Consider the following 24,611-nt stretch of genomic DNA (forward strand, 5'->3'; position numbering starts at 1 on the left):
GGCGCCGGGCAACGGGTCACAACGTCACCGCACGCGAATGTTTCAAAATGCACCGGATCACACCCAGCGCAGGCGGCGGAACAACCACCACTGCCCTGCCGCCAGTGCCAGGACCAGCAGGCTGGCGAACAGGAATCCATAGGGGCTGTCGGCGCCCGGAATGCCGCCGACGTTGATCCCCAGCAGGCCGGTGACAAAGCTCATCGGCAAGAAAATGCAGGTGATGATGCCGAAGCGGAACATGGTCCGGTTCATCCGCTCGCTGCGCCGCCGGTCTTCGCTCTCGAGCACCAGTGCGGCGCGCTCGCGGGTCAGTTCCAGCTCCTCGAGGTAGCGGATCAGGCTGTTGTTGAGCTCGTTCCAGTAATCGGCATCGGCGTCAGCGAACCAGCTCCACTTGTGCCTTGCAAGCTGTACGTAGATTTCCCGTTGCGGCGCCAGGAAGCGGCGCAGGCCGGCAGCGCGGCGGCGAATCTGCTGCAGCACGCCGTCTTCTGGCGTGTACCGTTCGTCGGATTCCACCTTCTCTTCTTCGAAATCGACCAGTTCGGACAGATCACTGACCAGCGCCTGGACCTTTTCGGTCAGCAGTTCGCCCATCAGCAAGAGCAACTCGGAGGCCGATTTGGGCCCCCTGCCCTCGCTCAGCAGCTGCAGGATTTCGTCGCTGGCACGCAGTGGCCGCAAGCGCAGCGAGATGATCCGTTGCGCCTGGGCAAATATGCGCACCGAGACCATATCTTCAGGCTCGGCACCAGGATTGAGATTGACCCCGCGCAAAAACAGCAGCAACTGCTCATCCGCCAACGGCAACAGCCGTGGTCGGGTGTTTTCTTCAAGCAGCAGCTCGCAGCTGAACTCGCTCAGCCCGCTTTCGCGCAGTAACCAACTGCGGGTCTGCGGATGGCTGCGGTCCCAGTGCAGCCAAAGGCTCTGCTCTGGCTGCAACTGCAGGTCATCCAGTTCGGTCCGAGCGATAGAACGCGCGCCACCTTTGCCATCGAGCACCAGGGCATGCACCAGCCCCCACTGCGCGTTGTCTTCCTCGAACATTCCAGCTCCATCAGCGCGCGCGGCGCATCACTCGGGCATTTGCAGCGGTTGCGGCGAAACGATCACGCCGTTGTTGTCGGCGTAAACGTATTCACCCGGGCGGAAGGTCACGCCGGCGAAGGTCACCACCACGTTGAGGTCGCCAAGGCCACGCTTGTCGGTCTTCAGCGGATGCGCGGCCAGCGCCTGCACACCGACGTTGGTCTGCACCAGCACGTCGACATCGCGCACGCAGCCATAGATGACCAGGCCTTCCCAACCGTTTTGCGCAGCCTTGGCGGCAATCATGTCGCCCAGCAGCGCGCAACGCAGCGAGCCGCCACCGTCGACCACCAGCACCTTGCCGTGGCCATCAAGCTCGGCTTGGGCCTTGACCAGCGAGTTGTCTTCAAAACACTTGATGGTCACGATCTGGCCGCCGAACGAGTCGCGGCCACCGAAGTTGCTGAACATCGGTTCCAGCACCTGGACCAGGTCTGGGTTGGCGTCGCACAGATCGGGCGTTACGTAATGCTGCATGGGAAGGCTCCTGTCAGGCACAACGAAAGCGGAAAGTCCGGCCAAGGCTACACCGCACGAGGTGGTGCAGTCATCTGCGACTGCTCAGTCAGGCTGGCCGCCAGTTCGGCGCCACGTACCGGCGCGTCAGGATCACGCAACCAGCCTTCGATCAGCGGCCATACCTGGATCTGCGCAGCCTTGCTTACCAACATGTCGACATGGCCAAAGGCATCGAAGCCCTGCTCCCGGCCCAGGCAAAGAAACTGCTTGCGCTCGGCGCCGTATTGCTCGAACAGCTTGCGGCAGGCCCACACCGGGTCCTGCAGATCACCCGCGCCCGCCACCGCCAGCAGTGGCACATCGACCTCGGTCAGCCCTGCCCACCAATCCTTGCCCTTCTCGCCGAAGCGCCCGAACAGGCCATGCCAACGCATGCTCTCCAGCGCCAGGCCGATCGGCTCGTCTTCCGGCCCGCGCTTGAGCCGGGAGCCAGAAATATGTGCAAAGCGTTTGAGCAGCAAGCGCGCGCCCCACTCCACTGTCGGCACCTTCAACGGCCAGTACACGCGGCTGATCTGGGTGCCAAACAGGGCCACGCTGGCCACCTGTTCAGATGGCAGGTAAGCGCCACCCAATGCTGCCGTAAGCGTGGTCCCGCCCAGCGAATGGCCGATCCAGTGCGGAGCCCGGCCGGCTTGTTCATGGACAAATGCAGCAATCACTGGCAGATCGTAGCGCGCGTAGTCGGCTACGCGGTTTTGCCGCCACTGGCGATTACGCGGTGACAGGCCATGACCGCGCATCTCCGGGATCCACACATCAAAACCGGCCCTCGCCAGAAACGCGCCCAAGCCGATGCCTTTGGGCGAAAACCAGAACCGTCGATTGGAGAAGCTGCCGTGCAGCAGAATCACCGGTATGCCATGAACGCCGCCGTGATCGGCAAGGCCAAGACGCGTGACCGCCAGCTCGACGCTGGGGTCGGGGCTGTTGCCAGCCTTGATCCGGTACACGTCTTCACTGAGGTCACCGCGGCGTTCGGCACTTTGCAAGGCCACGGGGAAGAGAGCGCTACTGCTTTGCATAGAATACTTGTATGAAAAAGGGCGGGAACCATCGCTGGAACTCGCCCCGAAGAATACGCGCGCAGGCACGTTGGACATGCCTGCGCAGTGGTTGGATCAGGCCGGGGCTTGACCTTCGGCCAGGAAGAACCAGGTCTCGAGTACCGAATCCGGGTTCAGCGACACGCTCTCGATCCCCTGTTCCATCAGCCACTTGGCCAGGTCTGGGTGGTCGGAAGGGCCCTGGCCACAGATGCCGATGTACTTGCCGGCCTTGTTACAGGCCTGGATGGCGTTGGCCAGCAGCTTTTTCACCGCAGGATTACGCTCATCGAACAGGTGCGCGATGATACCCGAATCGCGGTCCAGGCCCAGGGTAAGCTGAGTCAGGTCGTTGGAGCCGATCGAGAAGCCGTCGAAGTACTCGAGGAACTCTTCAGCCAGAATCGCGTTGGACGGCAGCTCGCACATCATGATCACGCGCAGGCCGTTGTCGCCACGAGCCAGGCCGTTTTCGGCAAGCAAATCGACAACCTGGCTGGCCTCACCCAGGGTGCGCACGAACGGTACCATGATCTCGACGTTGGTCAGGCCCATCTCGTTGCGCACGCGCTTGAGCGCACGGCACTCGAGCTCGAAGCAGTCACGGAACGACTCGCTGATGTAGCGCGAAGCACCGCGGAAGCCCAGCATCGGGTTTTCTTCTTCCGGCTCGTACAGCTTGCCGCCGATCAGGTTGGCGTATTCGTTGGACTTGAAGTCCGACAGACGCACGATGACCTTTTTCGGGTAGAACGCCGCAGCCAGGGTGCTGATGCCTTCGACCAGTTTCTCGACATAGAAGCCGACCGGATCGGAATAACCGGCGATACGCTTGTCGACACTGTCCTTCAGCTCAGGTGGCAACCCGGCGTAGTTGAGCAGCGCCTTGGGGTGCACGCCGATCATGCGGTTGATGATGAACTCCAGACGCGCCAGGCCGACACCGGCGTTGGGCAACTGGGCAAAATCAAAGGCGCGATCCGGGTTGCCGACGTTCATCATGATCTTGAACGGCAGGTCGGGCATGGCATCGACCGAATTCTGCTTGATGTCGAAGCCCAGCTCACCTTCGAAGATGAAGCCGGTATCGCCCTCGGCGCAGGACACGGTCACGCCCTGGCCGTCCTTGAGCAGCTGGGTGGCGTTGCCACAACCGACTACGGCCGGAATGCCCAGCTCACGAGCGATGATCGCCGCGTGGCAGGTACGCCCGCCACGGTTGGTGACGATGGCGCTGGCGCGTTTCATGACCGGTTCCCAATCCGGGTCGGTCATGTCCGACACCAGCACGTCGCCCGGCTGGACGCGGTCCATTTCCGACACGTCGTTGATGATCCGCACCTTGCCGGCGCCGATGCGCTGGCCAATGGCGCGGCCTTCGACCAGTACCGTGCCCTTCTCTTTGAGCAGGTAGCGCTCCATGACATTGGCGCTGGCGCGGCTTTTTACCGTTTCTGGGCGGGCCTGAACGATGTACAGCTTGCCGTCGTCACCGTCCTTGGCCCACTCGATGTCCATCGGCCGCTGGTAATGCTGCTCGATGATCATGGCCTGCTTGGCCAGCTCGTTGACTTCGTCATCGCTCAGGCAGAAGCGCGCACGTTCGGCACGGTCGACTTCGACGGTCTTGACCGAACGACCGGCCTTGGCTTCGTCGCCGTAGATCATCTTCAGCGCCTTGCTGCCCAGGTTGCGGCGCAAGATCGCCGGGCGGCCGGCTTGCAGGGTGTGCTTGTGGACATAGAATTCGTCAGGGTTGACCGCGCCCTGAACCACGGTTTCGCCCAGGCCGTAGGCGCCGGTAATGAACACCACGTCGCGGAAACCCGATTCGGTATCGAGGGTGAACATCACCCCGGCAGTGCCGGTTTCGGAACGGACCATGCGCTGCACGCCAGCCGACAGGGCGACCAGTTTGTGGTCAAAGCCCTGGTGCACGCGGTAGGAAATGGCGCGATCGTTGAACAGCGAAGCGAATACTTCCTTGGCCGCGCGGATCACGTTTTCAACGCCACGGATATTGAGGAAGGTCTCTTGCTGGCCAGCAAAGGAGGCGTCTGGCAGGTCTTCGGCGGTGGCCGAAGAGCGCACGGCCACGGCCATGTTGTCGTTGCCCTGGGCCATTTCGGCGAAGGCAGCGCGGATTTCGGCATTCAGGCGCTCGGGGAACTCGGCTTCCATGATCCACTGACGGATCTGCGCGCCGGTCTTGGCCAGGGCGTTGACGTCATCCACGTCCAGTGCGTCGAGCGCGGCATGGATCTGCGCATTCAGCCCGCTCTGCTCGAGAAAGTCACGGTACGCCTGAGCCGTAGTGGCAAAGCCGCCCGGCACCGAGACGCCGGCACCTGCGAGGTTACTGATCATCTCGCCGAGGGATGCGTTCTTGCCCCCCACATGCTCTACATCATGGACGCCGAGCTTATCGAGGGAAACTACGTACTCTACCAAGGTGATCTCTCCACTAACGGTGTTGGAAAAGCTCAGAGCGCCCGCCTGACGGTTCAGACTGGGCCGGGCGCTTATGGCCGGGACCTGGAAAATAAGTGAGAATGCCAAAAGCCGCATTCGGCAAAGCGAACTTATCATATCCAAGAAACGTCATCAGCTTAAGGCCTAGGGTGCAAATGAAACGAACCGCGTTTTTCATCTCCGACGGCACCGGCATCACTGCCGAGACCCTGGGTCAAAGCCTGCTCGCACAATTCGAGAGCATTCCGTTCAATAAATTCACCCGCCCGTACATCGACAGCCCGGATAAGGCGCGCACGATGGTGCTGCAGATCAACGCAGCGGCGGAGCGTGACGGGATGCGGCCGATCATCTTCGACACCATTGTCAACCAGGACATTCGCGAGATTCTGGCGACTTCCAACGGGTTCATGATCGATATCTTTTCGTCGTTCCTGTCGCCCTTGGAGCAGGAGCTGACCGCGCATTCGTCGTATTCGGTGGGCAAGTCGCACTCGATTGGCGGCAACTCCAACTATATGGAGCGGATCGAGGCGGTGAACTTTGCGCTGGACAACGATGATGGTGCGCGCACGCATTATTACGACAAAGCCGACCTGATTCTGGTGGGGGTGTCGCGCTGCGGCAAGACGCCGACCTGTCTGTACATGGCGATGCAGTTCGGGATTCGTGCGGCGAACTATCCGTTGACTGAGGATGACATGGAGCGGCTGCAGTTGCCGGCGGTGCTGAAGAAGCATCACAGCAAGTTGTTTGGCCTGACCATTGACCCGGACCGGTTGACGGCTATTCGCCATGAGCGCAAGCCTAATAGCCGATATTCGAGCTTTGCGCAGTGTGAGTTCGAGGTGCGTGAGGTGGAGAATCTGTTCCGCCGGGAGAATATTCCGAACATTGATTCGACGCATTTTTCGGTTGAGGAGATTTCGGCGAAGATCTTGGTTGAGAAGGGGGTTGAGCGGCGGTTCAAGTAGGTTGGCTTTATTGGATGTGGGCTTATCTGTTTGATTTAGTGGCCCCTGCGCTACCCTCCGGGGTTCCCTCACTCCGGCATTGCTCCCGGAAGGACCGCGCTGAACGGGCCATCCTGGCCCGCAGCGCTTGCCGGCCATCCATGGCCGGCACCTCCCTTCGCAAGACCTGCGTTCGGCCTTCTGAGGTCGCGGGTAGATCAAGAGCACGCCTCGCTGCGCTGGCGCAGATCAAAAGCGACAGTCAAAAGCTAGGGCCGCTTTGCGGCCCTTCGCGGGCAAGCCCGCTCCCACAGGGATCTGCGGGGTCTCAGGTCAGCATTAATCCCTTTGGACGCTACGGCGCTCCAGCAAATTTGCTACACAACTCATGAACAACGCTGACCCTGTGGGAGCGGGTTCACCGGGACGCCGGACCGCCGCGAAGGGTCGCGCAGCGGCCCAGCTTTTGACGTTGGCTCTTGATCTGCGCCAGCGCAGCGAGGCGTGCTGTTGATCTTGATCTTGCTCTTGATCCACCGGCGACTCAGGAGGCCAAGCGCAGTTCTTGCGAAGGGAGGTGCCGGCCATGGATGGCCGGCAAGCGCTGCGGCCCCGGATGGGCCTTACAGCGCGGTCCTCCCGGGAGCAAGGCCGGAGCGAGGGAACCCCGCAGCGCAGCGAAGGGGCCGGATGTGGAGCCAAGCATTTTTTTGGTTACTTTTTTGGGGCGTTTGCCAAAAAAGTGACTCGCCGTAAGGGCGAAAGGGGCCCGCAAACCCACCACAAAATCCGGATAAGCCCCAAACCCCTAAAAGCAAAAAACCCCGGCACCACCAAAGGCACCAGGGTCTCTCACTCACAAACCAACCAAATCAGCTATCAGGAAGGCACAACCACAGCCTGCCCACTCATAGCCAGATCAACCAACTCCCGGTTAGCGACCGCATACATCGCATAGTCATGCCCCGAAGCACTGCGCAGGTCATCCAGCATCGCGCGCCAGCGCTCCACCATCACCCGCCGCTGCTCAGACCACAATGCCACCCGCGCATCCATGTCCTGCGGCGCATCGGCCATCTGCAGCACAGAAATGGTGATCGCCCGCTGCTGCAGGTCGATATCGTCACGGAACGCCTCACGCGCCAGCGCCTGCCAGTTGTTCTCCACCGGCAAGTTGCTGATCTCCTGCAGGTACCAGGTCAGATCCAACGCACTACCCACCGCGAAGAACGCCTTGGCCACCTGCGCCGGGTCATGCCCGGTCACATCCGAAGCCTCGATGATCGGCAGCAGCGTGTACAAATGCGTGGTCCCGGCAACCATCCGCGCCAGCAACTCGGGCACACCAGCCTCGACGAAGCCCTGATAACGCACCTGCCAGCGCTCACGGGTCGGCCCTTCCAGCAGCTCGTCCAGTTTCAGCCCAAGCTGGGCGATCTTCGGCCCGAAGTGCGCCACATCACGGCCTGCATCCTGCTCGTTGCGACGGCTACGCAGGAACCAGCGCGTGGCGCGGCGGCCCAGACGCATCAGCTCATCCATCAGGGTCAGCTGAATCTCGGCCGGGACCTGATAGTCCAACGCCTCGATCTGGCGGAACCAATGCGGCAGATGGAAGATATCGCGCACGATCACATAGGCCCCGGCGACGTTGGCCGGGCTCATGCCAGTCGACTCCTTGAGCCGCTGGACAAAGGTGATGCCCATGTTGTTGACCAGGTCATTGGCGATCTGGGTGCTGACGATCTCGCGCTTCAGACGGTGACGGCGCATGGCCTCGCCGAACTGGTTGAGCAGTGACGGCGGGAAGGCCGTCTCCATGTCGCGGGTCAGATAGTCGTCATCCGGCACCTGCGATTTCAGCAGTTGCTCTTTGAGGTCGATCTTGCTGTACGAAATCAGCACCGACAGCTCGGCCCGGGTCAGGCCCTGGCCTGCGGCCAGACGCTCGGCCAGTTGCTCTTCGGACGGCAGGAATTCGATCGCCCGATCGAGCTTGCCGCGCGCTTCAAGGTCGGCCATCAGGCGCTTGTACTCGGCAATCCGCTCGCGTACGCGACGGGCCGCCAGCGACAGCGCCTGGGTCTGCTTGTAGTTGTTGCCCAATACCAGCGCGCCAACTTCTTCGGTCATGCTGCCGAGCAGCTGGTTGCGCTGCTTCTCGGTCATGTCGCCACCCTGCACCACTTCGTTGAGCAGGATCTTGATATTGACTTCGTGGTCGGAGCAGTCGACGCCACCGGCATTGTCGATGAAGTCAGTGTTGGTCGCACCGCCGTTGAGGCCGTACTCGACCCGGCCAAGCTGGGTCATGCCCAGGTTGCCGCCCTCGCCCACTACCTTGCAGCGCAGCTCGTTGCCGTTGACGCGCAAGGCGTCGTTGGCCTTGTCGCCGACGTCGGCGTGGCTTTCGCTGCTGGCTTTGACGTAGGTACCGATACCGCCGTTCCAGAGCAGATCGACCGGCGCCTGCAGCAGCGCGTGCAGCAGCTCGGTCGGCGTCAGACGGTCGGCTTCGATGGCGAAGCGTTCCTTCATCTGCGGGCTGATGCTGATGCTCTTGGCGCTACGCGGGAAGATCCCGCCGCCTGCGGACATGATGCTGGTATCGTAATCGGTCCATGCCGAACGTGGCAGGTCGAACAAGCGCTGGCGCTCGGCGAAGCTGCTGGCCGGGTCCGGATTAGGGTCGATGAAGATGTGCAGGTGGTTGAAGGCAGCCACCAGTTGCAGCTTGTCGGACATCAGCAAGCCGTTACCGAAGACGTCACCGGCCATGTCGCCGACGCCGACCACCGTGATCGAATCTTGCTGGACGTTGATGCCGCGCTCCCGGAAGTGGCGCTGCACGCCCACCCAGGCGCCGCGGGCAGTGATACCCATCTTCTTGTGGTCGTAACCAGCCGAGCCGCCCGAGGCGAACGCGTCTCCGAGCCAGAAGCCGTAGTCGATGGCAATGCCGTTGGCGATGTCGGAGAAGGTCGCGGTGCCTTTGTCGGCCGCCACCACCAGGTACGGGTCGTCATCGTCATGCCGCACCACGTTGGCCGGTGGCACGACGCCGCCGTCCTTGAGGTTATCGGTGATGTCGAGCAGGCCCGAGATGAAGATGCGGTAGCAGGCGATACCTTCAGCGGCGATGTCGTCACGGCTGCCGCCCAGCGGCAGGCGCCGGGGCAGGAACCCGCCCTTGGCGCCGACCGGCACGATCACCGAGTTCTTCACCTGCTGCGCCTTGACCAGGCCGAGCACTTCGGTGCGGTAGTCTTCTTCACGGTCCGACCAGCGCAGGCCGCCACGGGCGACGTTGCCGAAGCGCAGGTGGACGCCTTCGACACGCGGCGAGTAGACGAATATCTCGAACTTGGGCACCGGCTTGGGCAGTTCGGGGATCAGCTTGGGGTTGAACTTGAAGCTGAAGTACGACTTGGCTTGGCCGCTGCTGTCCGGCTGATAGAAGTTGGTACGCAGGGTGGCTTTGATCAGGTCCAGGTAGCGACGCAGGATGCGGTCTTCGTTGAGCACCTGAACGTCATCCAGGGCGCTATTGATGGCCTGTTCCAGACGCAGCTGCTTGTCTTCCAGATCATCCTGGGTGAGCTTGCGTGCCAGGTAGAAGCGGGTCTTGAACAACCGGGTCAGCTCGCGCGCGATGTCGGTGTGGTTGTTCAGGGTGCTGGCGATGTAGCCCAGATCGAAGCCCAGACGAATCTGCTTCATGTAGCGGGCGTAGGCGCGCAGCAGCGCCACATCACGCCATGGCAGGCCGGCGGTCAGTACCAGGCGGTTGAAGGCGTCGTTTTCGGCGTCGCCCTTGACGATATGGATGAAGGCATCCTGCAGAGTGTCGTTGAGCTGCTGGATATCCAGGCTCAGGCCTTCGCTGTAGGTGAATGCAAAGTCGTGGATCCAGTACTCGCGGCCATTGGCGTGGCGCAGGCGGTACGGGAACTCACCCAGCACACGCAGGCCAAGGTTCTCCAGGATCGGCAGCACGTCCGACAGCGCCAGCGGGGTATCGGCGTGGTACAGCTTGCAATGCAGCAGACGCTCGCCGTACTGACTCAGGGGCTGATAGAAGCTCATCGCCAGCGGCTTGGCTTCGTTCAGGGCCAGCACATGTTGCAGGTCGACGACCGCCGAATGGGCGCCAAAGCGCTCGCGGTAGCCCGCCGGGAAGCCCTTGGGGAAGTCCGCCAGGATATTGGTGCCCTGAGCTTCGCCGAAGTTTTCCACGACCAGTGCGGAGTAATCGTCCTGCCACGAACGGCAGGCCTGGATCACTTCGTTTTCCAGCTGCTGCGGGTCGATGTCGATGCGGTTCTTCGGGTCTACCCGCAGAATCAGTTGCACGCGCGCCAGTACCGACTCGGAGAAGAACGTCCAGAATTCGCAATCGCTGGCCTTCAGGCGCTCCATCAACACTTGCTGGATCTTCTGGCGCACTTCGGTCGAGTAGACCTCGCGCGGTACATAGGCCAGGCAGTAGCAGAAGCGGCCGTAAGGGTCTTTGCGCAGGAACACGCGGATCTTGTTGCGCTCCTGGATCTGCACGATCGACATGACAGTGCTGGACAGCTCGTCGATCGGGGTCTGGAACAGGTCGTCGCGCGGCAGCACTTCGAGCACCTGCGCCAGTTCCTTGCCCAGGTGGGCCTTGGCATCGAAGCCGGAGCGGCGCTCGACTTCGGCTACCTTGCCGCGGATGTACGGAATGGCATGCACGCTCTCGCCATACACCGACGAGGTGTACAGGCCCATGAAGCGGCATTCCTTGATGACCTTGCCGTCGGCATCCAGCTGGCGGATCGACACATAGTCCGGGTAGGCCGGGCGGTGCACACGGCTCGGCAGTGCAGCCTTGGCGAAGGACAGCAGCAGCGGCTCGTTGAGGTAGGCCACAGCGTAGTCTTCGATGCGCAGCTCTTCGGCGGTCAGGCCGATGCGCAGGCGACGTGGCAGGCCGAGGAAGGACTGCTCGTCGTAGTTCATGCGGCCGCCATCGGCGCCGCCCTCGACGGTGAATTCTTCATAGCCGAGGAAGGTAAAGTGGTTGTCCAGCAACCATTCGAGGAACGCCTTGACCTCGGCCTTCTCGTGCTGGGCTTGCGGGTACGGGGTCTGCTCGACCAGCGCCGCCACTTCGCGCAGCTTGGCTTTCATCGGTTCGAAGTCGGCAACCGCAACGCGCACTTCAGCCAGGACCTGTTCGATTTCCCGGGCCAGCGAGCTCAGTTCGGCTGCGTTGGCACAACGGTCGATTTCCAGGTACATCAGCGATTCATGTTGAACGCCGTCACCGTGGGTGCCTTTGGGCAGCAGCTCGAGCAGTTCGCCCTTGGCGCCGCGGCGCACGCTGAGCACGGTGGTCTGCAGGGTGTGGATGCTGTAGCCGCGGCGGTTCAGCTCGGTGCGTACCGAGTCGACCAGGAACGGCAGGTCATGGTGCAGGACTTCGACCACACTGTGGGTCGACTGCCAGCCATTGCGCTCGTAGTCGGGGTTGTACACCCGCACCAGCGGGGTTTCAGGGTCGAAGCGCTCGATGATGCGCCAGGCAGACAGGGTGCAGCCAGCCAGGTCGGAAAGCCGCCGCTGGGTAAGTTCGTCCAGAGAGATGATGCCGAAGAACTGTTCGGCGAACAGTGCCACTTGTGGCAGTGACTGTTCGCTGATGTGCTGCGCCAGGGCCGCTTGCAGTTGGTGCTGGAAGTCGGCTTTGCTGGCTGCGGTGAAAAACGCCATCTGTGGTACTCCGCTTGGGCTTTGTTTTGTAGTGAAGCGTCGTGCATGTGCGTGTTGCCTGGGATCAACAATAGCAACCCGGGGCAAAACAGGCCGATGAAACCAGGCGCTGAGCGTGTTTGCCACGCTCATCTGTTGGGTACCTGCAAAAGCGACTGCCTGTGGCTGTGCCTTTACGGGGACCCATCGACTGCGCAGCTTAACGACTGAGCGGTCACCGCGGCTTGCAGCGCTGCGACATATTCGGTCAATGCCCGGTAACATTCGTTTATGGAACGGCCCAAGACTGGCAGAATTCCATTTCATTTCGTCAATTCGAGCCGACCATGCAACTGACCACCCCCCTGCTGTTCGCCACCCCTTGCGATGATGAAGAAGACAACATGGCGACCCTGTGCTGCCACAGCGACCAGGGCCAGATGTTCCTGCTGACCCGCTACCCGGACGAAGACACCGTCGACCTGACCCTGGACGATGAGCCGTCGACCCTGGACGGTATCAAAATCACCTTCAGCGCCAAGCGCCTGCTGCTGGAAGTTGCCGCCGGTGACACCGACGCCCTCAAGGGCGATGAGACCCTGGAGATCGTATTGACCAGTGACGGCAATGACCTGGCCGAGATCGACGAGACTTTACGGATCATTCTGAACGGCACCGGCACTTACGTCAGCGAGCTGTAATCTGGCTGAGCTGGGGAAATAATTGACAGACACAGCGGATAGCGGGCATTGTCTGACAACCTGATCAATAGGCACTCCGTCCATGTTAGAGCTACAGCGCCCAGATACTCTGGTAGAAAGGGTTGTCGGCGCCATCCGTGCGGAAATCGACAGCGGCCGCCTGGCTGCCGAAGCACGCCTGCCCACCGAACAGCAACTGGCCGAGCAACTCAACGTCAGCCGCTCGGTGGTGCGCGAGGCAGTGGCTCAGCTCAAGGCCGACGGGGTGCTGATCGCCCGTCGTGGCCTGGGCTCGTATATCTCGCAGACGCCCCATGGCACGGTGTTTCGCTTCCCCGGCAGCAACGGGCGCAAGCCTGATCTGGTGCAGATGTTCGAAATGCGCCTGTGGATCGAAACCCAAGCGGCCGCCATCGCTGCCCGTCGCCGCGATGCCGGCGACCTGAGCAACATCGCTGCAGCACTGGAGCAGATGCTCGACCCGCGCAATGACCTGGCCGCCGCCGCGGCCGCCGACGTGGCCTTTCACCGGGCCATCGCCGAGGCGAGCAAGAACGACTACTTCGTCGCCTTTCATGACTTTCTCGGCAGCCAGTTGGCCGCCGCGCGGCAGCGTGCCTGGGAAAACTCGGCGTCGCCTGCGGTAGGCGGCCCGGCAGACGCCAACCGGGAACATCAGGCGTTGTACCAGGCCATCGCCGATGGCGACCGTCACGCCGCTGCGAGCTGCGCCGAAGCGCATCTGCGGGCCTCGGCCAAACGCCTGAAAATTGAGCTTCCTGAACTGAACTGAACCGAGCAAACCGACCCTGCCCAATCAAGGCAGGGTTTTTAACGCACCACTTAGTCTGACAACCTGATAAGCAGATCCACTGACAAGAATGCCAAGGTACCCTGCATGACTTACGACTACTTGATCATCGGCGGCGGCATCGTCGGCCTGGCCACAGCGATGGCACTGCTCGAGCAGCGCCCCGGCGCTTCGTTGCTGATCGTGGAAAAAGAGGCCAGCCTCGGCCGCCACCAGACAGGCCACAACAGCGGCGTGATCCATGCCGGGATTTACTACGCGCCTGGCAGCCTCAAGGCCGAGCTGTGCAAACGCGGCGCGCAAGCGACCAAAGACTTCTGCAGCGAACACGGCATCCATTTCCAGGTCTGCGGCAAACTGCTGGTTGCCTCCAACGAACTGGAGATGCAGCGCATGCAGGCGCTGTATCAGCGCTCGCAGGAAAACGGGTTGAAGGTCGAGCAGCTCGACGCCGCTGAGCTCAACCACCGCGAACCCAACATCGCAGGGCTGGGCGCGCTGTTCGTCGATGCCACCGGGATCGTCGATTACCGCCAGGTGTGCCAGGCAATGGCCAAGGTAATCGAACGCGCTGGCGGCGAGCTGCGCCTGTCGACCAGCGTCCGCTCGATCAAGGAATACTCCGAGCATGTCGAGGTATGCAGCGACGAGTACCGCTGGCAGGCGCGCCAGTTGGTGGCCTGCGCTGGTTTGCAGTCCGACCGCCTGGCACGCCTGGCCGGCGTGCGCATCGATCACCAGATCATCCCGTTCCGTGGCGAGTACTACCGCTTGCCTGCGAGCAAAAGCCAGATCGTCAACCACCTGATCTACCCGATTCCGGATCCGCAACTGCCGTTTCTAGGGGTCCACCTGACCCGCATGATCGACGGCAGTGTAACCGTCGGACCTAACGCGGTACTCGGTTTTGCCCGCGAGGATTACCGCAAGTTCGCCCGCAACTGGGCCGATATCGGCGAATTCGCGCGTTTCCCAGGCTTCTGGAAAACCCTCTGGAACAACCTCGGCTCGGGTACCGCCGAGATGAAGAACTCGCTGTTCAAACGCGGCTATCTGCAGCAGTGCCGCAAGTACTGCCCGTCGCTCGAGGTCGACGACCTGCTGCCCTACGAAGCCGGCATCCGTGCCCAGGCGGTGATGCGTGACGGCAGCCTGGTACATGACTTTCTGTTCGCCGAGACACCGCGCATGGTGCATGTCTGCAATGCGCCCTCGCCCGCTGCCACCTCGGCCATCCCGATCGGTCAGATGATCGCCGAAAAGATCCTCAACGCCCGCTGAGCTGCACCCCTAACTACAAAGACAATAAGGACAATCAGATGTCGGTACATCAAGCAGCAGTGACCGCAAGTGAAACGCCAGAACAGACACGCAAACGCCTGCGCAAAGTGGCCGCGGCGACCATTTTCGGCTCGATGCTGGAGTGGTACGACTTTTACCTGTACGCCACCATGGCCGCGATCGTCTTCTCGAAGATCTTCTTCGACGCTAGCAACCCTGCCGTGGCATCGCTGCTGGCGTTCTCGACATTCGCCATCGGCTTCATCGCCCGGCCCTTCGGCGGCGTCCTGTTCGGCTACCTGGGCGACCGGTTCGGACGCAAACACGTACTGGTGATCACCTTTTGCATGATGGGCGTATGCACCGCGCTGATCGGCTTGATTCCAAGCTATGCAACGATCGGCGTGTGGGCGCCGATCCTGCTGGTGGTGATCCGGATCATTCAAGGCCTGGGTGCGGGCGCAGAGCTGTCGGGGGCGGCCGTTACCTCCTATGAACATGCCAGCGAAGGCAAGCGCGGCAGCCAAGGCGCCTGGCCGGCACTGGGCTTGAATCTGGGCCTGCTGCTGTCGTCGCTGACCGTCTACCTGCTGACCATGAATGGCAATGACTTCCTGCTCGCCGGTGGCTGGCGCATCCCGTTCATTGCCAGCATCGTGCTGGTGGCAGTGGGCCTGTGGGTGCGCAAGAGCATTCCGGAAACCCCAGACTTCAAGGAACTCGATCGCTCCGACGCCAAGCCGCAGATATCACCGCTGAAACTGCTGTTCAAAAATGACCTGAAAGGCCTCGCAGTGGTGTTCTTCGTCGCCATCGGCTACAACGCCCTGAGCTACATCTTCAAGACATTCTCGCTGGCCTACCTGACCCAGTTCAAAGGTGTAGAGGCGCACGTCACGTCGCTGTCGGTGACCATCGCCAGCCTGGTTGCGATCTTTGCCGTGCCGTTCTTCGGTTGGCTGTGCGACCGTTGGAGCAGCAAGACCGTGTTGATGCTGGGTGGCGTGCTGTCTGCCCTGTTCGCCTACCCATTCCTGCAGTTGCTGAGCACCGGCGAGACGAGCATGATCTACCTGGCGATCGGGATCGGCACCGGGATTCTGGCACCGATGATGTTTGCCCCGCAGGGCTCGTTCCTCAGCCGCCAGTTCCCGACCCAGACCCGCTCATCCGGGTTTGGCACGGGCCGCGAAGTCGGTACCGCCGTGGCCGGCGGCCTGGCGCCGTTGGGCGGGCTGGCCCTGGTGGCCAGCTCGGCGACGCATTCCACCGACGGCGTCGCGCTGATGCTGACCATTGCCGGGATATTGGTTGTGGTGTTTGCGTTCTTTGATCAAGGCCGCAAGCACTCCAGCTCGAAAAACTGACGGCCGCCCAGCGCCACCGCCCTGTTGGCGACCTCACTGCAAACAGGGCAGTGGCCTGTGACACCCAACAGCCTGTGCCAGCGATAAATTTCGCCTCTGCCATTGGTCGTCACCACCCCGGATGGATTAAAGTAGCAGGCCCTGCCCGGGCTGCCTGCTGGCAACTCCCCGGCCTCTCTCCAGGAACCGTCGCCGATGGAACACCGTGAAGCGCTGAACGCGCTACGCACCTTTCTTTCCTCCCAGATTCTGGGCCAGGAAAAACTGGTCGAACGCCTGCTGATCGTCCTCCTTGCCGATGGCCACATGCTGGTCGAAGGCGCCCCGGGGCTGGCCAAGACCAAGGCGATCAAGGAGCTGGCCGAGGGCGTCGAGGCGCAATTCCACCGCATCCAGTTCACCCCCGACCTGCTCCCCGCCGATATCACCGGAACCGAGATCTACCGCCCGGAAACCGGCAGCTTTGTCTTCCAGCAGGGGCCGATCTTTCACAACTTGGTGCTGGCCGACGAGATCAACCGCGCGCCGGCCAAGGTTCAGTCAGCACTGCTCGAGGCCATGGCCGAGCGCCAGGTCAGTGTCGGCCGCAGCACCTACGACCTGTCGCCGCTGTTTCTGGTGATGGCCACGCAGAACCCGATCGAGCAGGAAGGCACCTACCCGCTGCCCGAAGCTCAGCTCGACCGCTTCCTGATGCACGTCAAGATGGGCTTCCCCGACGCGGCAGTCGAACGGCGCATTCTGCAGCAGGCCCGCGGCGAGGCGCTCAATGGCGAGACCAAGCCCGAGCGGCGGGTCAGCCAGCAGGCGATTTTTGCTGCGCGCAAGGAAATCCTCGGCCTGTACATGGCCGATGCAGTGGAGGAATACCTGGTGCAACTGGTGATGGCCACGCGCACCCCGGCCAAGTTCGACAGCGACCTGGCTGACTGGATCGCCTACGGCGCCAGCCCGCGTGGATCTATCGCGCTTGACCGTTGCGCCCGTGCGCACGCCTGGCTGGCCGGGCGCGACTTCGTCAGCCCCGAGGATATCCAGGCGGTGCTGTTCGACGTGCTGCGCCACCGGGTGATCCTGTCGTTCGAGGCGGAAGCGGCCGGGGTCGATCAGGACCGCGTGGTCCAGCGCATCCTTGATGTGGTTGCCGTTGCCTGAGGCCGATCAGACGTTTGGCTCTACCAACCGCCCCTCATCAGCCGGGCGGTTGAGATAGACCAGATCGTCTGGCAGAAACCCGCAGGCAGTGAATGCCTCCCAATTCGCCGTGGTGTGCACGTATTTGCGGTACAGCAAGTGTCGCTCTGTCTCGGTCAGGCCAATCTCCGCCGAGCGGCCTAGGGCGAAATCTTCCAGTTTGCCAGCGATAACCAGCAAATCCTGAGGCAGCTCCCATCCTGGCGAGGGCGCCGACAGCGGCTGCATCGGCACCTGCGAGTCGACCGCAAGGGCATGCATGATCCTCAGATAGACTCGCGACAAATGACCATGAACCTCGCGCTCACGATGCAGCACGGCATTCACGGTCTTGCGGTGTCCAAGCAAGCCTGCCAGCGCTTCCCACACCCGCACTTGCGGCGTGAGCCCAGGTACATCGGTATAGTCTGCGGCCAGCGCGAGCGCCGCAGCGTAAGCCTCGCTGTCGAACGGATCGGCATCCGCATTCAAATCACTCGTTTGCACACGAGACAGGTCGATTTTTTCGCGGCTCACTTGCAGATAGCCGCCGCCGAGATCGGCATGGGCACCGGGCAAACGCAGGTCGTTGCCGGTCGCGACCAGCGGATAGTTGTAGCGATGCTCGTCAGCCGCTACCAACTGTATGACCTTGCCGGCGACGCCCGGCGCCAGGGCCAGATGCAACTGTCCGTAGTCGCCATTGGTCGAGGTGAAATTGAACTTCAGCGGTTCGACGATGGCCCCGACGGTGTCAAATAGACCTATGAAGTCGATAGCGACGCCCTGCTCCCATCCCAGGCATGGTGAGAAATCGCAGGCTTGCGCAAGCAGGCTTTGAGTGCCTTTGCCTAGGTCATTGGCAAACGCTCGCGCGCCAGCCGCACCGCGACTGAAACCAAACAGGTCAAATTTCAGCGCCTGAAGCTGCACCGAGGGATGGCTCTGTCGCCAGGCCTGTAATTTCGCGGCCAGGGCCAAGGCAGCTTGCCCGAGGCGTTGACGAACCCCGGTTCCGCCGCTACCGGTATACCAGCCAATGTCGGAATCCGGTTTGCCCTGGAGGGTTCCTGGCCCTTCAACATACAGGCTCAGAAATCCTCGCGCGACTGGGTAGGCGTCATACAACAAGGCTATATTGGAGAGTGCACTCGCGTAGCTACCCGTTGCCTGCTCGGGCACAGGCTCGTCCCCTTTGACGGCGTTGCTGCGGTTGTTGCCTGTGCCATCGAAAAACACGCCGATACGCAGCGTGGTTGGCTCATGTTCCGTTGCCATGGTTGAACCTCCGTGATCAAGGGCACCATTGAACGGCACACGGCCTGCACGCGAGCATCAGCCAAATCTGTGAGTACCGTGTGATCAGCGGTGCAGACGAAGGCCACACGCCGCAGTTGCAGTCAGTTTTTTAGCATTCACGTTGGTCGGCAATGCTGCGGATGCTTTAAAGTATTGCGCTCTGCGCAGCTCGCCCCCTGGCCGATGCGCTCCCTACCCAGGAACCGTCAACCATGCACCATCCTGACGCACGCATAGCGCGGCAAGACCTGCGCGGCTTCGCGGTCGCCTGACGCCCATGCCCACCGCACAATTGGCCGAACCCGGTATCCGCACCAGTCTCAGCGAGCTGATCGACATGCGCCACCGCGTGCGCGAGATTCAGCTGTTCTCGCGGCCCGGCCAGCGCAGCCCGCTGGTGGGCCTGCACCTGTCGAAGCTGCGCGGGCGTGGGGTCGATTTCGACCAGGTGCGGGTCTACCAGGCCGGCGACGACGTGCGCAACATCGACTGGCGGGTGACCGCGCGCACCCAGGAGCCGCACACCAAGCTGTTCCATGAAGAGCGCGAGCGGCCGATCTTCATCATGGTCGAGCAGAGCCAGCGCCTGTTCTTCAGCTCCGGGCTGACCTTCAAATCGGTGCTGGCGGCTCAGGCGGCTGCGCTGTTCGGTTGGGCGGCACTGGGCCACAACGACCGCATCGGCGGGCTGGTGTTCGGCGATAACGAGCACTATGAAGTCAAGCCAAGGCGCAGCAAGCAAAGCCTGTTGCAGCTGCTCAACCGCCTGGCCAAGGTCAATCAGTCACTGCACCCCGAGGCCGTGCCTCAGGCCGACAGCCTGTCGCTGGCCCTGCGCCGGGCGCGCGAAGTCCTGCGCCCAGGCAGCCTGGCCATCGTCATCTGCGATGAGCGCGCCCTCAGCGAAGGCATCGAGCAGCATCTGTCGATGCTCTCACGCCATTGCGATGTGCTGCTGATGCCGGTTTCCGACCCACTCGATCATGCCCTGCCTGCCGCCGGCCTGCTGCGCTTCGGCCAACGCGGCGCGCAGTTGGAGCTGGATACCCTCGACGGCAATCTGCGCCAGGCCTACCGCCAGCAAGCCGAAGCGCGGATCGAGCGCTGGGAACTGCTGGCGCAGAAACTGCGTGTGGTGCTGATGCCGCTGAGCACCCAGAGCGAGATGGTCGAGCAACTGCGTGAATACCTCAACGCGCAGCGCCCGGGGCACCGCAAGTGAACCCGCTGGACGAGCTGCAACCGTTGCTGGCGCCGCCGGCGATCAGCCTGTGGCCGCCGGCGCCCGGCTGGTGGCTGCTGCTGGCACTGCTGCCGGTGCTCGCCTGGGGCCTGTGGCGACAACGCTACTGGCGCCCGGGCAAACGCCGCGTAGTGCGCGCCGAACTGCCGCTTGACCCGGTCCGCGAAGCAGCCCTGGCCGAACTCGCGCGCCTGCCGCGCCCCTACGACGGCGCGCCGGCCGGTGCCTGGCTGCAGCAGATCAACGCGCTGCTCAAACGCCTGTGCCGCAACCATTATCCGGGCGCCAACAGCCATACCCTGAGTGGCCGGCAGTGGCTGGCGTTTCTCGACAACCGCTGCCCGGCGGCAGGCTTGACCCGCTGGATGGTGCTGGTCGAAGGCACCTACAAGCCCGAGTGCAAGCTCGACGACAAAGCCATCGTCGGCCTCAGCCAGGCGGTCGAAATCTGGATTCGCAAGCATGTTTGAACTGGCCTGGCCGTGGATCTTCGTGCTGCTGCCGCTGCCGTGGCTGGCACGGCTGGTGCTGCCGGCTGCCGACAGCGGCGAGCCGGTGCTCAAGGTCGGCTTCATGAACGAACTCGAAGGCCTGGCCGGGCGCCGTGCCCGTCTCAATCTGCCCACCTGGCGCCAGCAGGCGCCGTTCGTGCTGATCTGGCTGCTGCTGCTGTTGGCAGCGGCGCGCCCGCAGTGGCTGGGCGAACCGGTACCGGTGGAAGCCAGCGGTCGCGACCTGCTGGTGGCCGTTGATGTGTCCGGCTCGATGGACTTCCCCGACATGCAGTGGCAGAACGACGAAATCAGCCGGCTGGACCTGGTCAAGGCGCTGATGGGCGACTTTCTCCAGGATCGCCAGGGCGACCGGGTCGGCTTGATCCTGTTCGGCAGCGAGGCCTACCTGCAAGCGCCGCTGACCTTCGACCGACGTACCGTGCGCACCTTCCTCGACGAAGCGCAAATCGGCATCGCCGGCAAAAATACCGCCATCGGCGACGCCATTGGCCTGGCCGTCAAGCGCCTGCGCCAACGCCCGGCGCAGAGCCGGGTGCTGGTGCTGATCACCGACGGCGCCAACAACGGCGGGCAGATTCATCCGCTGACCGCGGCCCGCCTGGCGGCCCAGGAGAACGTGCGCATTTATACCATCGGCATTGGTGCCAACCCCGAAGCCAGCGGCACTCCCGGTTTACTCGGCCTCAACCCAAGTCTGGACTTGGACGAAGCGTCGCTGCGCGAAATCGCCGACATCACCCACGGCAAATACTTCCGCGCCCATGATGGTGCTGAACTGGATGCCATCGGCGACAGCCTCGATCAGCTTGAACCGGTCGCTCAGCAACCGACCCAGACCCGCACCGCGAAAGAACTCTACGCCTGGCCGCTGGCTCTGGTGCTGCTGCTCAGCGTGTTATTGGTGATTACCACGCTATGGCCTGACAACCTGCTGCAGCGCGCCCTGCGCCGGCCACGTTTTCTGCAACCGCACCCTGAATGGCGCCAGCGCCTCAAGCGTCTGCGCCTGCGGAGGCGGCGATGATCGATCTGTGGCCCCAATGGCTGCGCCCGCTGTGGTTGCTGGCCGTGCCGCTGCTGGTCTGGCTGCTGTTCAAGCTGTGGCATCGGCGCAAGCGCGCGGGCCGCTGGCAGATGATTCTGCCGGCGCAGTTTCATGCGGTATTGCTCGGTGGCGGCAGTGGCAGCAACAGCAAGCTGCCATGGATCGCCCTCGGCGGTGCCTGGCTACTGATCGTACTGGCCCTGCTCGGCAGCAGCTGGCAACGCGTCGAGGAAACCCGCCAGCGCCCGGCCGACCCGCTGGTGATCATGCTCGAGCTGACCCCGCAGATGCTCGCCGAGGACAGCACGCCGAATCGCCTCGAACAGGCCCGGCGCAAGATCCTCGACCTGCTCGAGCACCGCCGCGACAGCCAGACCGCGCTGGTGGTCTACGCCGGCAGTGCGCACACGCTGGTGCCGCTGTCGGATGACCTTGGCACCACGCGTAACCTGCTGGAAGCGATCGACCCGTCGATCATGCCGCAACCCGGCCAACGCGCCGACCTCGCCGTGCAAAAGGGGCTGGCCCTGCTCGCCCAGAGCGGCCTCGGCCAAGGCCGCCTGCTATTGATCGGCTCATCCCTGAGCAATAGCGAACGCGATGGCATTCTGCGTGCCCTGGGCCGGCAAGGACCAAACCTGTTGATGCTCGGCATCGGCAGCAGCGAAGGCGCGCCGGTCCGCCAGGCAAACGGCGAGTTCCTCAAGGATGAGCAAGGCGCAATCCTCTTGCCACGACTGGACAGCGCCAGCCTCAAGGGCTTCATCAACAGCACCGGTGGCCGCTACCGCCACGCCCGCATCGACGACCTCGACCTGCGCGGGCTGGGCCTGTACGACAATCCACGCGCCCTGCGCAGCGACGGCCAGACCGTGCAACTGGACAGCTGGGCTGATCAGGGTTACTGGTTGCTGCTACCGCTGCTGCTGTTGGCCGCCTGCGCCGGGCGGCGTGGCTGGCTGTTCTGCCTGCCGCTGCTGTTCTCCCTGCCGCAGCCCAGCCAGGCCTTTGAATTCAACGACCTGTGGCTGCGCCCCGACCAGCAAGGCCAGCGCCTGCTGGAACAGCAACGCCCCGCCGCTGCCGCGCGCCACTTCGAAGACCCGCAATGGCGCGGCATGGCCCTGTACCAGGCCGGCGACTATGAAGGCGCGGCCAAGGCCTTCGCCCAAGGCAGTTCCGCCGCCGCACACTACAATCGAGGCAACGCACTGGCTCGCGCCGATCAGCTGGAAGCCGCCTTGGACGCCTACGAGCAGGCCCTGGAACGGCGCCCGGATCTACAAGCGGCGCTGGATAACCAGGCGCTGGTCCAGCAATTGTTGCTGCAGCGCCAGGCCAAGGCCCAAGCCGAAGAGCAGCAAGCCAAGGAAGATGCACAAGGCGCCCCCGGCAAGGACACCGACGGCAACAGCAGCTCGGCCAGCGATCAGGCACCCGGCGATGCCGACCAGCCCCAGGCCAAGGCCGGCCAGGAGCAAGGCGACAGCGCCAGCAACACCCCGCCCCCCGCCGGCAATCAGGCGGGTGACGACGATAACCTTACCCAACCGCCGCAACGCCCGGTTTCCACCAGCCTCGATGGCGAACAACGCCAGGCCCTGGAACAGTGGCTGCGGGAGATCCCGGACAACCCTGCGCAGCTGCTGCGGCGCAAATTCTGGTATGAACAGCAATTGCATCAGGAAACCCCACGATGAGTCGCTGCGGCGTCTTGCTTGTCAGTCTGCTCTGGATGCTTCAGGTCCAGGCCCAACCGCCGCTGCAGGCCAGCGTCGATCGCACCCGCCTGGAAGCCGGCGAAACCTTGGAGCTGATCCTCGAAAGCGAGGACGTCACCCAGTTCGGCAAACCCGACCTGCGTGCGCTGGAGGGCGACTTCGATGTGCGTGGCACGCGCCAGCTCAACAGCCTGCACACGCTGGATGGCGAGACCCGCGCCAGCACCCGCTGGATCATCACCCTGCTGCCAAGGCGCAGCGGCAGCCTGAGCATTCCCGCGCTGCAACTGGGCCAGTCGTTCAGCCAGCCGATCGAGGTGCAAGTGCTGCAGGCCGGCGACAACCGCCCGGAAAGCGCCTCGCAGGTGTTCGTCGAGGCGACCCTGGACAACAACGATGTCTACGTTCAGGCCCAGGCCGTGCTGACCCTGCGCATCTATCATTCGGTGTCGCTGTATGACGACAGTAGCCTCAGCCCATTGCAACTGGACAACGCCAAGGTCGAGCCGCTGGGTGAGTCGCGTACTTATGAGAAAGAGATCAACGGCGTGCGCCATGGCGTGATCGAAACGCGCTACGCGCTGTATCCGCAGCAAAGCGGCACGCTCGATATTCCACCGATGACCTTTACCGCCACCGCTGCTGCCGCTGATACCGGCGAGCAGCCGTCTGCTGCCCCGCGCGCAGGCCGCCAGGTCCAGGTCAGCTCGTTGCCGCTGCGCCTGAGCGTGCGGCCGATACCGGCCAATTACCCAGCCGGCGCCGCCTGGCTACCGGCGCGCAGCCTGACCCTGGAAGAACACTGGAACCCGGACCCGAGCAAACAAACCGTGCAGATCGGCGACTCGCTGACGCGCAGTATTACGCTGCGCGCCGACGGCCTCTCCAGCACCCAGCTGGCGCCGCTGCCGGCCACCGAAATCATCGGCCTGCGCCGCTACCCGGACCAGCCACTGCTGCGCAACGAGGTCACCGAGCGCGGCATGACCGCCAACCGCGAAGAGCGCGAAGCGCTGGTGCCGACCCACAGCGGCGAGTTGACCCTGCCGGCGCTGGAAGTCACCTGGTGGAACACCCGCGAAGACCATCTGGAAAACACCAGCCTGCCGGCGCGCAGCCTCAGCGTGCAGGACAACCCGGCCCTGAGCGCCGAGACGCCGGTGGGTGACAGCAGTTCATCCAGTCGCCTGCTCTGGCCGTGGCAACTGGCAACCCTGCTGCTGGCCCTGAGCACTGTGCTCGGTTTCACCCTGTGGTGGCGAGCCCGCTCGCAGCCAGCGGTGCTGCGTGCGGCGCAGACCGGCCCGAGCCCGCGGACCTTGCTCGATGACCTTAAACGCGCGTGCCAGGCCAACGACCCGCAGGCGACCCGCCAGGCCCTGGATGCCTGGGCGCGCCAGCATCCGGAGACGCTGGCCGAGATGGCGGCGCGCTTCGTGCCGCTGTCGGATGCGCTGGATGGCTTGAACGGCGCGCTGTACAGCGAGAGCGGCCAGCACTGGCAGGGCGACGATCTGTGGCGTGCGATCAATGCGATTCCGCCGGCCGAGCAGTTGCTCGACCCGGTCGGCGATGGCGGCAGCTTGCCGCCGCTCTATCCGAAGTAGCCCGGCGCGGCTGACCCGTTGAGTTACCATGCGCCGCGA

Annotated in this window: 18 protein-coding genes; 12 read left to right on the forward strand and 6 right to left on the reverse strand. The window is 63.2% G+C overall.

Features of this window, described 5'->3' with window-relative positions:
* Window positions 1-57 precede the first annotated feature (57 nt).
* The 4 genes from IDM28_RS15910 to ppsA all read right to left on the reverse strand — a co-directional run bounded on the left by IDM28_RS15910 (window position 58) and on the right by ppsA (window position 5,111).
* A complete protein-coding gene (locus IDM28_RS15910; RefSeq protein WP_150570713.1) occupies window positions 58-1,053 on the reverse strand; it encodes a CorA family divalent cation transporter in 996 nt (331 codons plus the stop codon).
* 27 nt (window positions 1,054-1,080) lie between these two features.
* Entirely contained in the window at window positions 1,081-1,572 is a 492-nt protein-coding gene (rraA, locus tag IDM28_RS15915) for a ribonuclease E activity regulator RraA (protein WP_188036442.1), read from the reverse strand.
* Window positions 1,573-1,619: 47 nt separating this feature from the next.
* Complete coding sequence (locus IDM28_RS15920; RefSeq protein WP_150570712.1) at window positions 1,620-2,639, reverse strand: alpha/beta fold hydrolase; 1,020 nt, start codon at window positions 2,637-2,639, stop codon at window positions 1,620-1,622.
* 96 nt (window positions 2,640-2,735) lie between these two features.
* On the reverse strand, window positions 2,736-5,111 hold the full coding sequence (ppsA, locus tag IDM28_RS15925) for a phosphoenolpyruvate synthase (RefSeq protein ID WP_101321331.1): 2,376 nt from the start codon (window positions 5,109-5,111) through the stop codon (window positions 2,736-2,738).
* 176 nt (window positions 5,112-5,287) lie between these two features.
* On the opposite strand from ppsA, the gene IDM28_RS15930 reads away from it, so the two are divergent.
* Complete coding sequence (locus IDM28_RS15930; RefSeq protein ID WP_103438071.1) at window positions 5,288-6,106, forward strand: pyruvate, water dikinase regulatory protein; 819 nt, start codon at window positions 5,288-5,290, stop codon at window positions 6,104-6,106.
* An 858-nt stretch (window positions 6,107-6,964) separates the two neighbouring features.
* On the opposite strand, the gene IDM28_RS15935 is transcribed toward IDM28_RS15930, so the two are convergent.
* A complete protein-coding gene (locus IDM28_RS15935; RefSeq protein WP_188036443.1) occupies window positions 6,965-11,830 on the reverse strand; it encodes an NAD-glutamate dehydrogenase in 4,866 nt (1,621 codons plus the stop codon).
* Between the two features lie 326 nt (window positions 11,831-12,156).
* Here IDM28_RS15935 and IDM28_RS15940 point away from each other — a divergent pair, with 326 nt between their 5' ends.
* From IDM28_RS15940 to IDM28_RS15960, 5 genes are all read left to right on the forward strand, one after another.
* On the forward strand, window positions 12,157-12,510 hold the full coding sequence (locus tag IDM28_RS15940; protein ID WP_101321337.1) for a hypothetical protein: 354 nt from the start codon (window positions 12,157-12,159) through the stop codon (window positions 12,508-12,510).
* An 82-nt stretch (window positions 12,511-12,592) separates the two neighbouring features.
* Window positions 12,593-13,303, forward strand: a complete 711-nt coding sequence (locus IDM28_RS15945; protein ID WP_103438073.1) for a FadR/GntR family transcriptional regulator — start codon at window positions 12,593-12,595, stop codon at window positions 13,301-13,303.
* A gap of 105 nt (window positions 13,304-13,408) precedes the next feature.
* A complete protein-coding gene (gene lhgO, locus IDM28_RS15950) occupies window positions 13,409-14,602 on the forward strand; it encodes an L-2-hydroxyglutarate oxidase (RefSeq protein ID WP_188036444.1) in 1,194 nt (397 codons plus the stop codon).
* Between the two features lie 38 nt (window positions 14,603-14,640).
* Window positions 14,641-15,969, forward strand: a complete 1,329-nt coding sequence (locus IDM28_RS15955) for an MFS transporter (protein WP_188036445.1) — start codon at window positions 14,641-14,643, stop codon at window positions 15,967-15,969.
* Window positions 15,970-16,164: 195 nt separating this feature from the next.
* Entirely contained in the window at window positions 16,165-17,124 is a 960-nt protein-coding gene (locus IDM28_RS15960) for an AAA family ATPase (protein ID WP_101321346.1), read from the forward strand.
* A 6-nt stretch (window positions 17,125-17,130) separates the two neighbouring features.
* On the opposite strand, the gene IDM28_RS15965 is transcribed toward IDM28_RS15960, so the two are convergent.
* Entirely contained in the window at window positions 17,131-18,420 is a 1,290-nt protein-coding gene (locus IDM28_RS15965) for a DUF2235 domain-containing protein (protein WP_188036446.1), read from the reverse strand.
* Between the two features lie 298 nt (window positions 18,421-18,718).
* Here IDM28_RS15965 and IDM28_RS15970 point away from each other — a divergent pair, with 298 nt between their 5' ends.
* From IDM28_RS15970 to IDM28_RS15990, 6 genes are all read left to right on the forward strand, one after another.
* A complete protein-coding gene (locus tag IDM28_RS15970; protein WP_101321350.1) occupies window positions 18,719-19,663 on the forward strand; it encodes a DUF58 domain-containing protein in 945 nt (314 codons plus the stop codon).
* Window positions 19,660-20,154 carry a DUF4381 domain-containing protein gene (locus IDM28_RS15975; RefSeq protein ID WP_188036447.1) on the forward strand — a complete coding sequence of 165 codons (495 nt, stop codon included), beginning with the start codon at window positions 19,660-19,662 and terminating at the stop codon, window positions 20,152-20,154. Before IDM28_RS15970 ends, IDM28_RS15975 begins: the two co-directional genes overlap by 4 nt.
* Window positions 20,147-21,223, forward strand: a complete 1,077-nt coding sequence (locus IDM28_RS15980; RefSeq protein ID WP_101321354.1) for a vWA domain-containing protein — start codon at window positions 20,147-20,149, stop codon at window positions 21,221-21,223. The genes IDM28_RS15975 and IDM28_RS15980 overlap by 8 nt, the downstream gene beginning before the upstream one ends.
* Window positions 21,224-21,355: 132 nt before the next feature.
* Window positions 21,356-21,433 (forward strand): hypothetical protein, encoded by a 78-nt coding sequence (locus IDM28_RS24265; RefSeq protein WP_409077670.1) that lies wholly within the window; start codon window positions 21,356-21,358, stop codon window positions 21,431-21,433.
* 98 nt (window positions 21,434-21,531) lie between these two features.
* Complete coding sequence (locus tag IDM28_RS15985; RefSeq protein WP_409077671.1) at window positions 21,532-22,944, forward strand: tetratricopeptide repeat protein; 1,413 nt, start codon at window positions 21,532-21,534, stop codon at window positions 22,942-22,944.
* Window positions 22,941-24,572 (forward strand): BatD family protein, encoded by a 1,632-nt coding sequence (locus IDM28_RS15990; protein ID WP_188036448.1) that lies wholly within the window; start codon window positions 22,941-22,943, stop codon window positions 24,570-24,572. Before IDM28_RS15985 ends, IDM28_RS15990 begins: the two co-directional genes overlap by 4 nt.
* Window positions 24,573-24,611: the final 39 nt, after the last annotated feature.

Source organism: Pseudomonas sp. EZ-C24, from assembly GCF_014525325.1.
GTDB lineage: Bacteria > Pseudomonadota > Gammaproteobacteria > Pseudomonadales > Pseudomonadaceae > Aquipseudomonas > Aquipseudomonas shirazensis.

What these genes read in the sequence shown, in the direction of transcription:
- IDM28_RS15960 (WP_101321346.1), top strand. Translation starts at nt 16,165, where the DNA reads ATGGAACACCGTGAAGCGCTGAACGCGCTACGCACCTTTCTTTCCTCC.
- IDM28_RS15940 (WP_101321337.1), top strand. Translation starts at nt 12,157, where the DNA reads ATGCAACTGACCACCCCCCTGCTGTTCGCCACCCCTTGCGATGATGAA.
- lhgO (WP_188036444.1), top strand. Translation starts at nt 13,409, where the DNA reads ATGACTTACGACTACTTGATCATCGGCGGCGGCATCGTCGGCCTGGCC.
- IDM28_RS15970 (WP_101321350.1), top strand. Translation starts at nt 18,719, where the DNA reads ATGCCCACCGCACAATTGGCCGAACCCGGTATCCGCACCAGTCTCAGC.
- IDM28_RS24265 (WP_409077670.1), top strand. Translation starts at nt 21,356, where the DNA reads ATGCGGTATTGCTCGGTGGCGGCAGTGGCAGCAACAGCAAGCTGCCAT.
- IDM28_RS15945 (WP_103438073.1), top strand. Translation starts at nt 12,593, where the DNA reads ATGTTAGAGCTACAGCGCCCAGATACTCTGGTAGAAAGGGTTGTCGGC.
- IDM28_RS15955 (WP_188036445.1), top strand. Translation starts at nt 14,641, where the DNA reads ATGTCGGTACATCAAGCAGCAGTGACCGCAAGTGAAACGCCAGAACAG.
- rraA (WP_188036442.1), bottom strand. Translation starts at nt 1,572, where the DNA reads ATGCAGCATTACGTAACGCCCGATCTGTGCGACGCCAACCCAGACCTG.
- IDM28_RS15980 (WP_101321354.1), top strand. Translation starts at nt 20,147, where the DNA reads ATGTTTGAACTGGCCTGGCCGTGGATCTTCGTGCTGCTGCCGCTGCCG.
- IDM28_RS15930 (WP_103438071.1), top strand. Translation starts at nt 5,288, where the DNA reads ATGAAACGAACCGCGTTTTTCATCTCCGACGGCACCGGCATCACTGCC.
- IDM28_RS15920 (WP_150570712.1), bottom strand. Translation starts at nt 2,639, where the DNA reads ATGCAAAGCAGTAGCGCTCTCTTCCCCGTGGCCTTGCAAAGTGCCGAA.
- IDM28_RS15910 (WP_150570713.1), bottom strand. Translation starts at nt 1,053, where the DNA reads ATGTTCGAGGAAGACAACGCGCAGTGGGGGCTGGTGCATGCCCTGGTG.
- IDM28_RS15990 (WP_188036448.1), top strand. Translation starts at nt 22,941, where the DNA reads ATGAGTCGCTGCGGCGTCTTGCTTGTCAGTCTGCTCTGGATGCTTCAG.
- IDM28_RS15935 (WP_188036443.1), bottom strand. Translation starts at nt 11,830, where the DNA reads ATGGCGTTTTTCACCGCAGCCAGCAAAGCCGACTTCCAGCACCAACTG.
- IDM28_RS15985 (WP_409077671.1), top strand. Translation starts at nt 21,532, where the DNA reads ATGCTCGCCGAGGACAGCACGCCGAATCGCCTCGAACAGGCCCGGCGC.
- IDM28_RS15965 (WP_188036446.1), bottom strand. Translation starts at nt 18,420, where the DNA reads ATGGCAACGGAACATGAGCCAACCACGCTGCGTATCGGCGTGTTTTTC.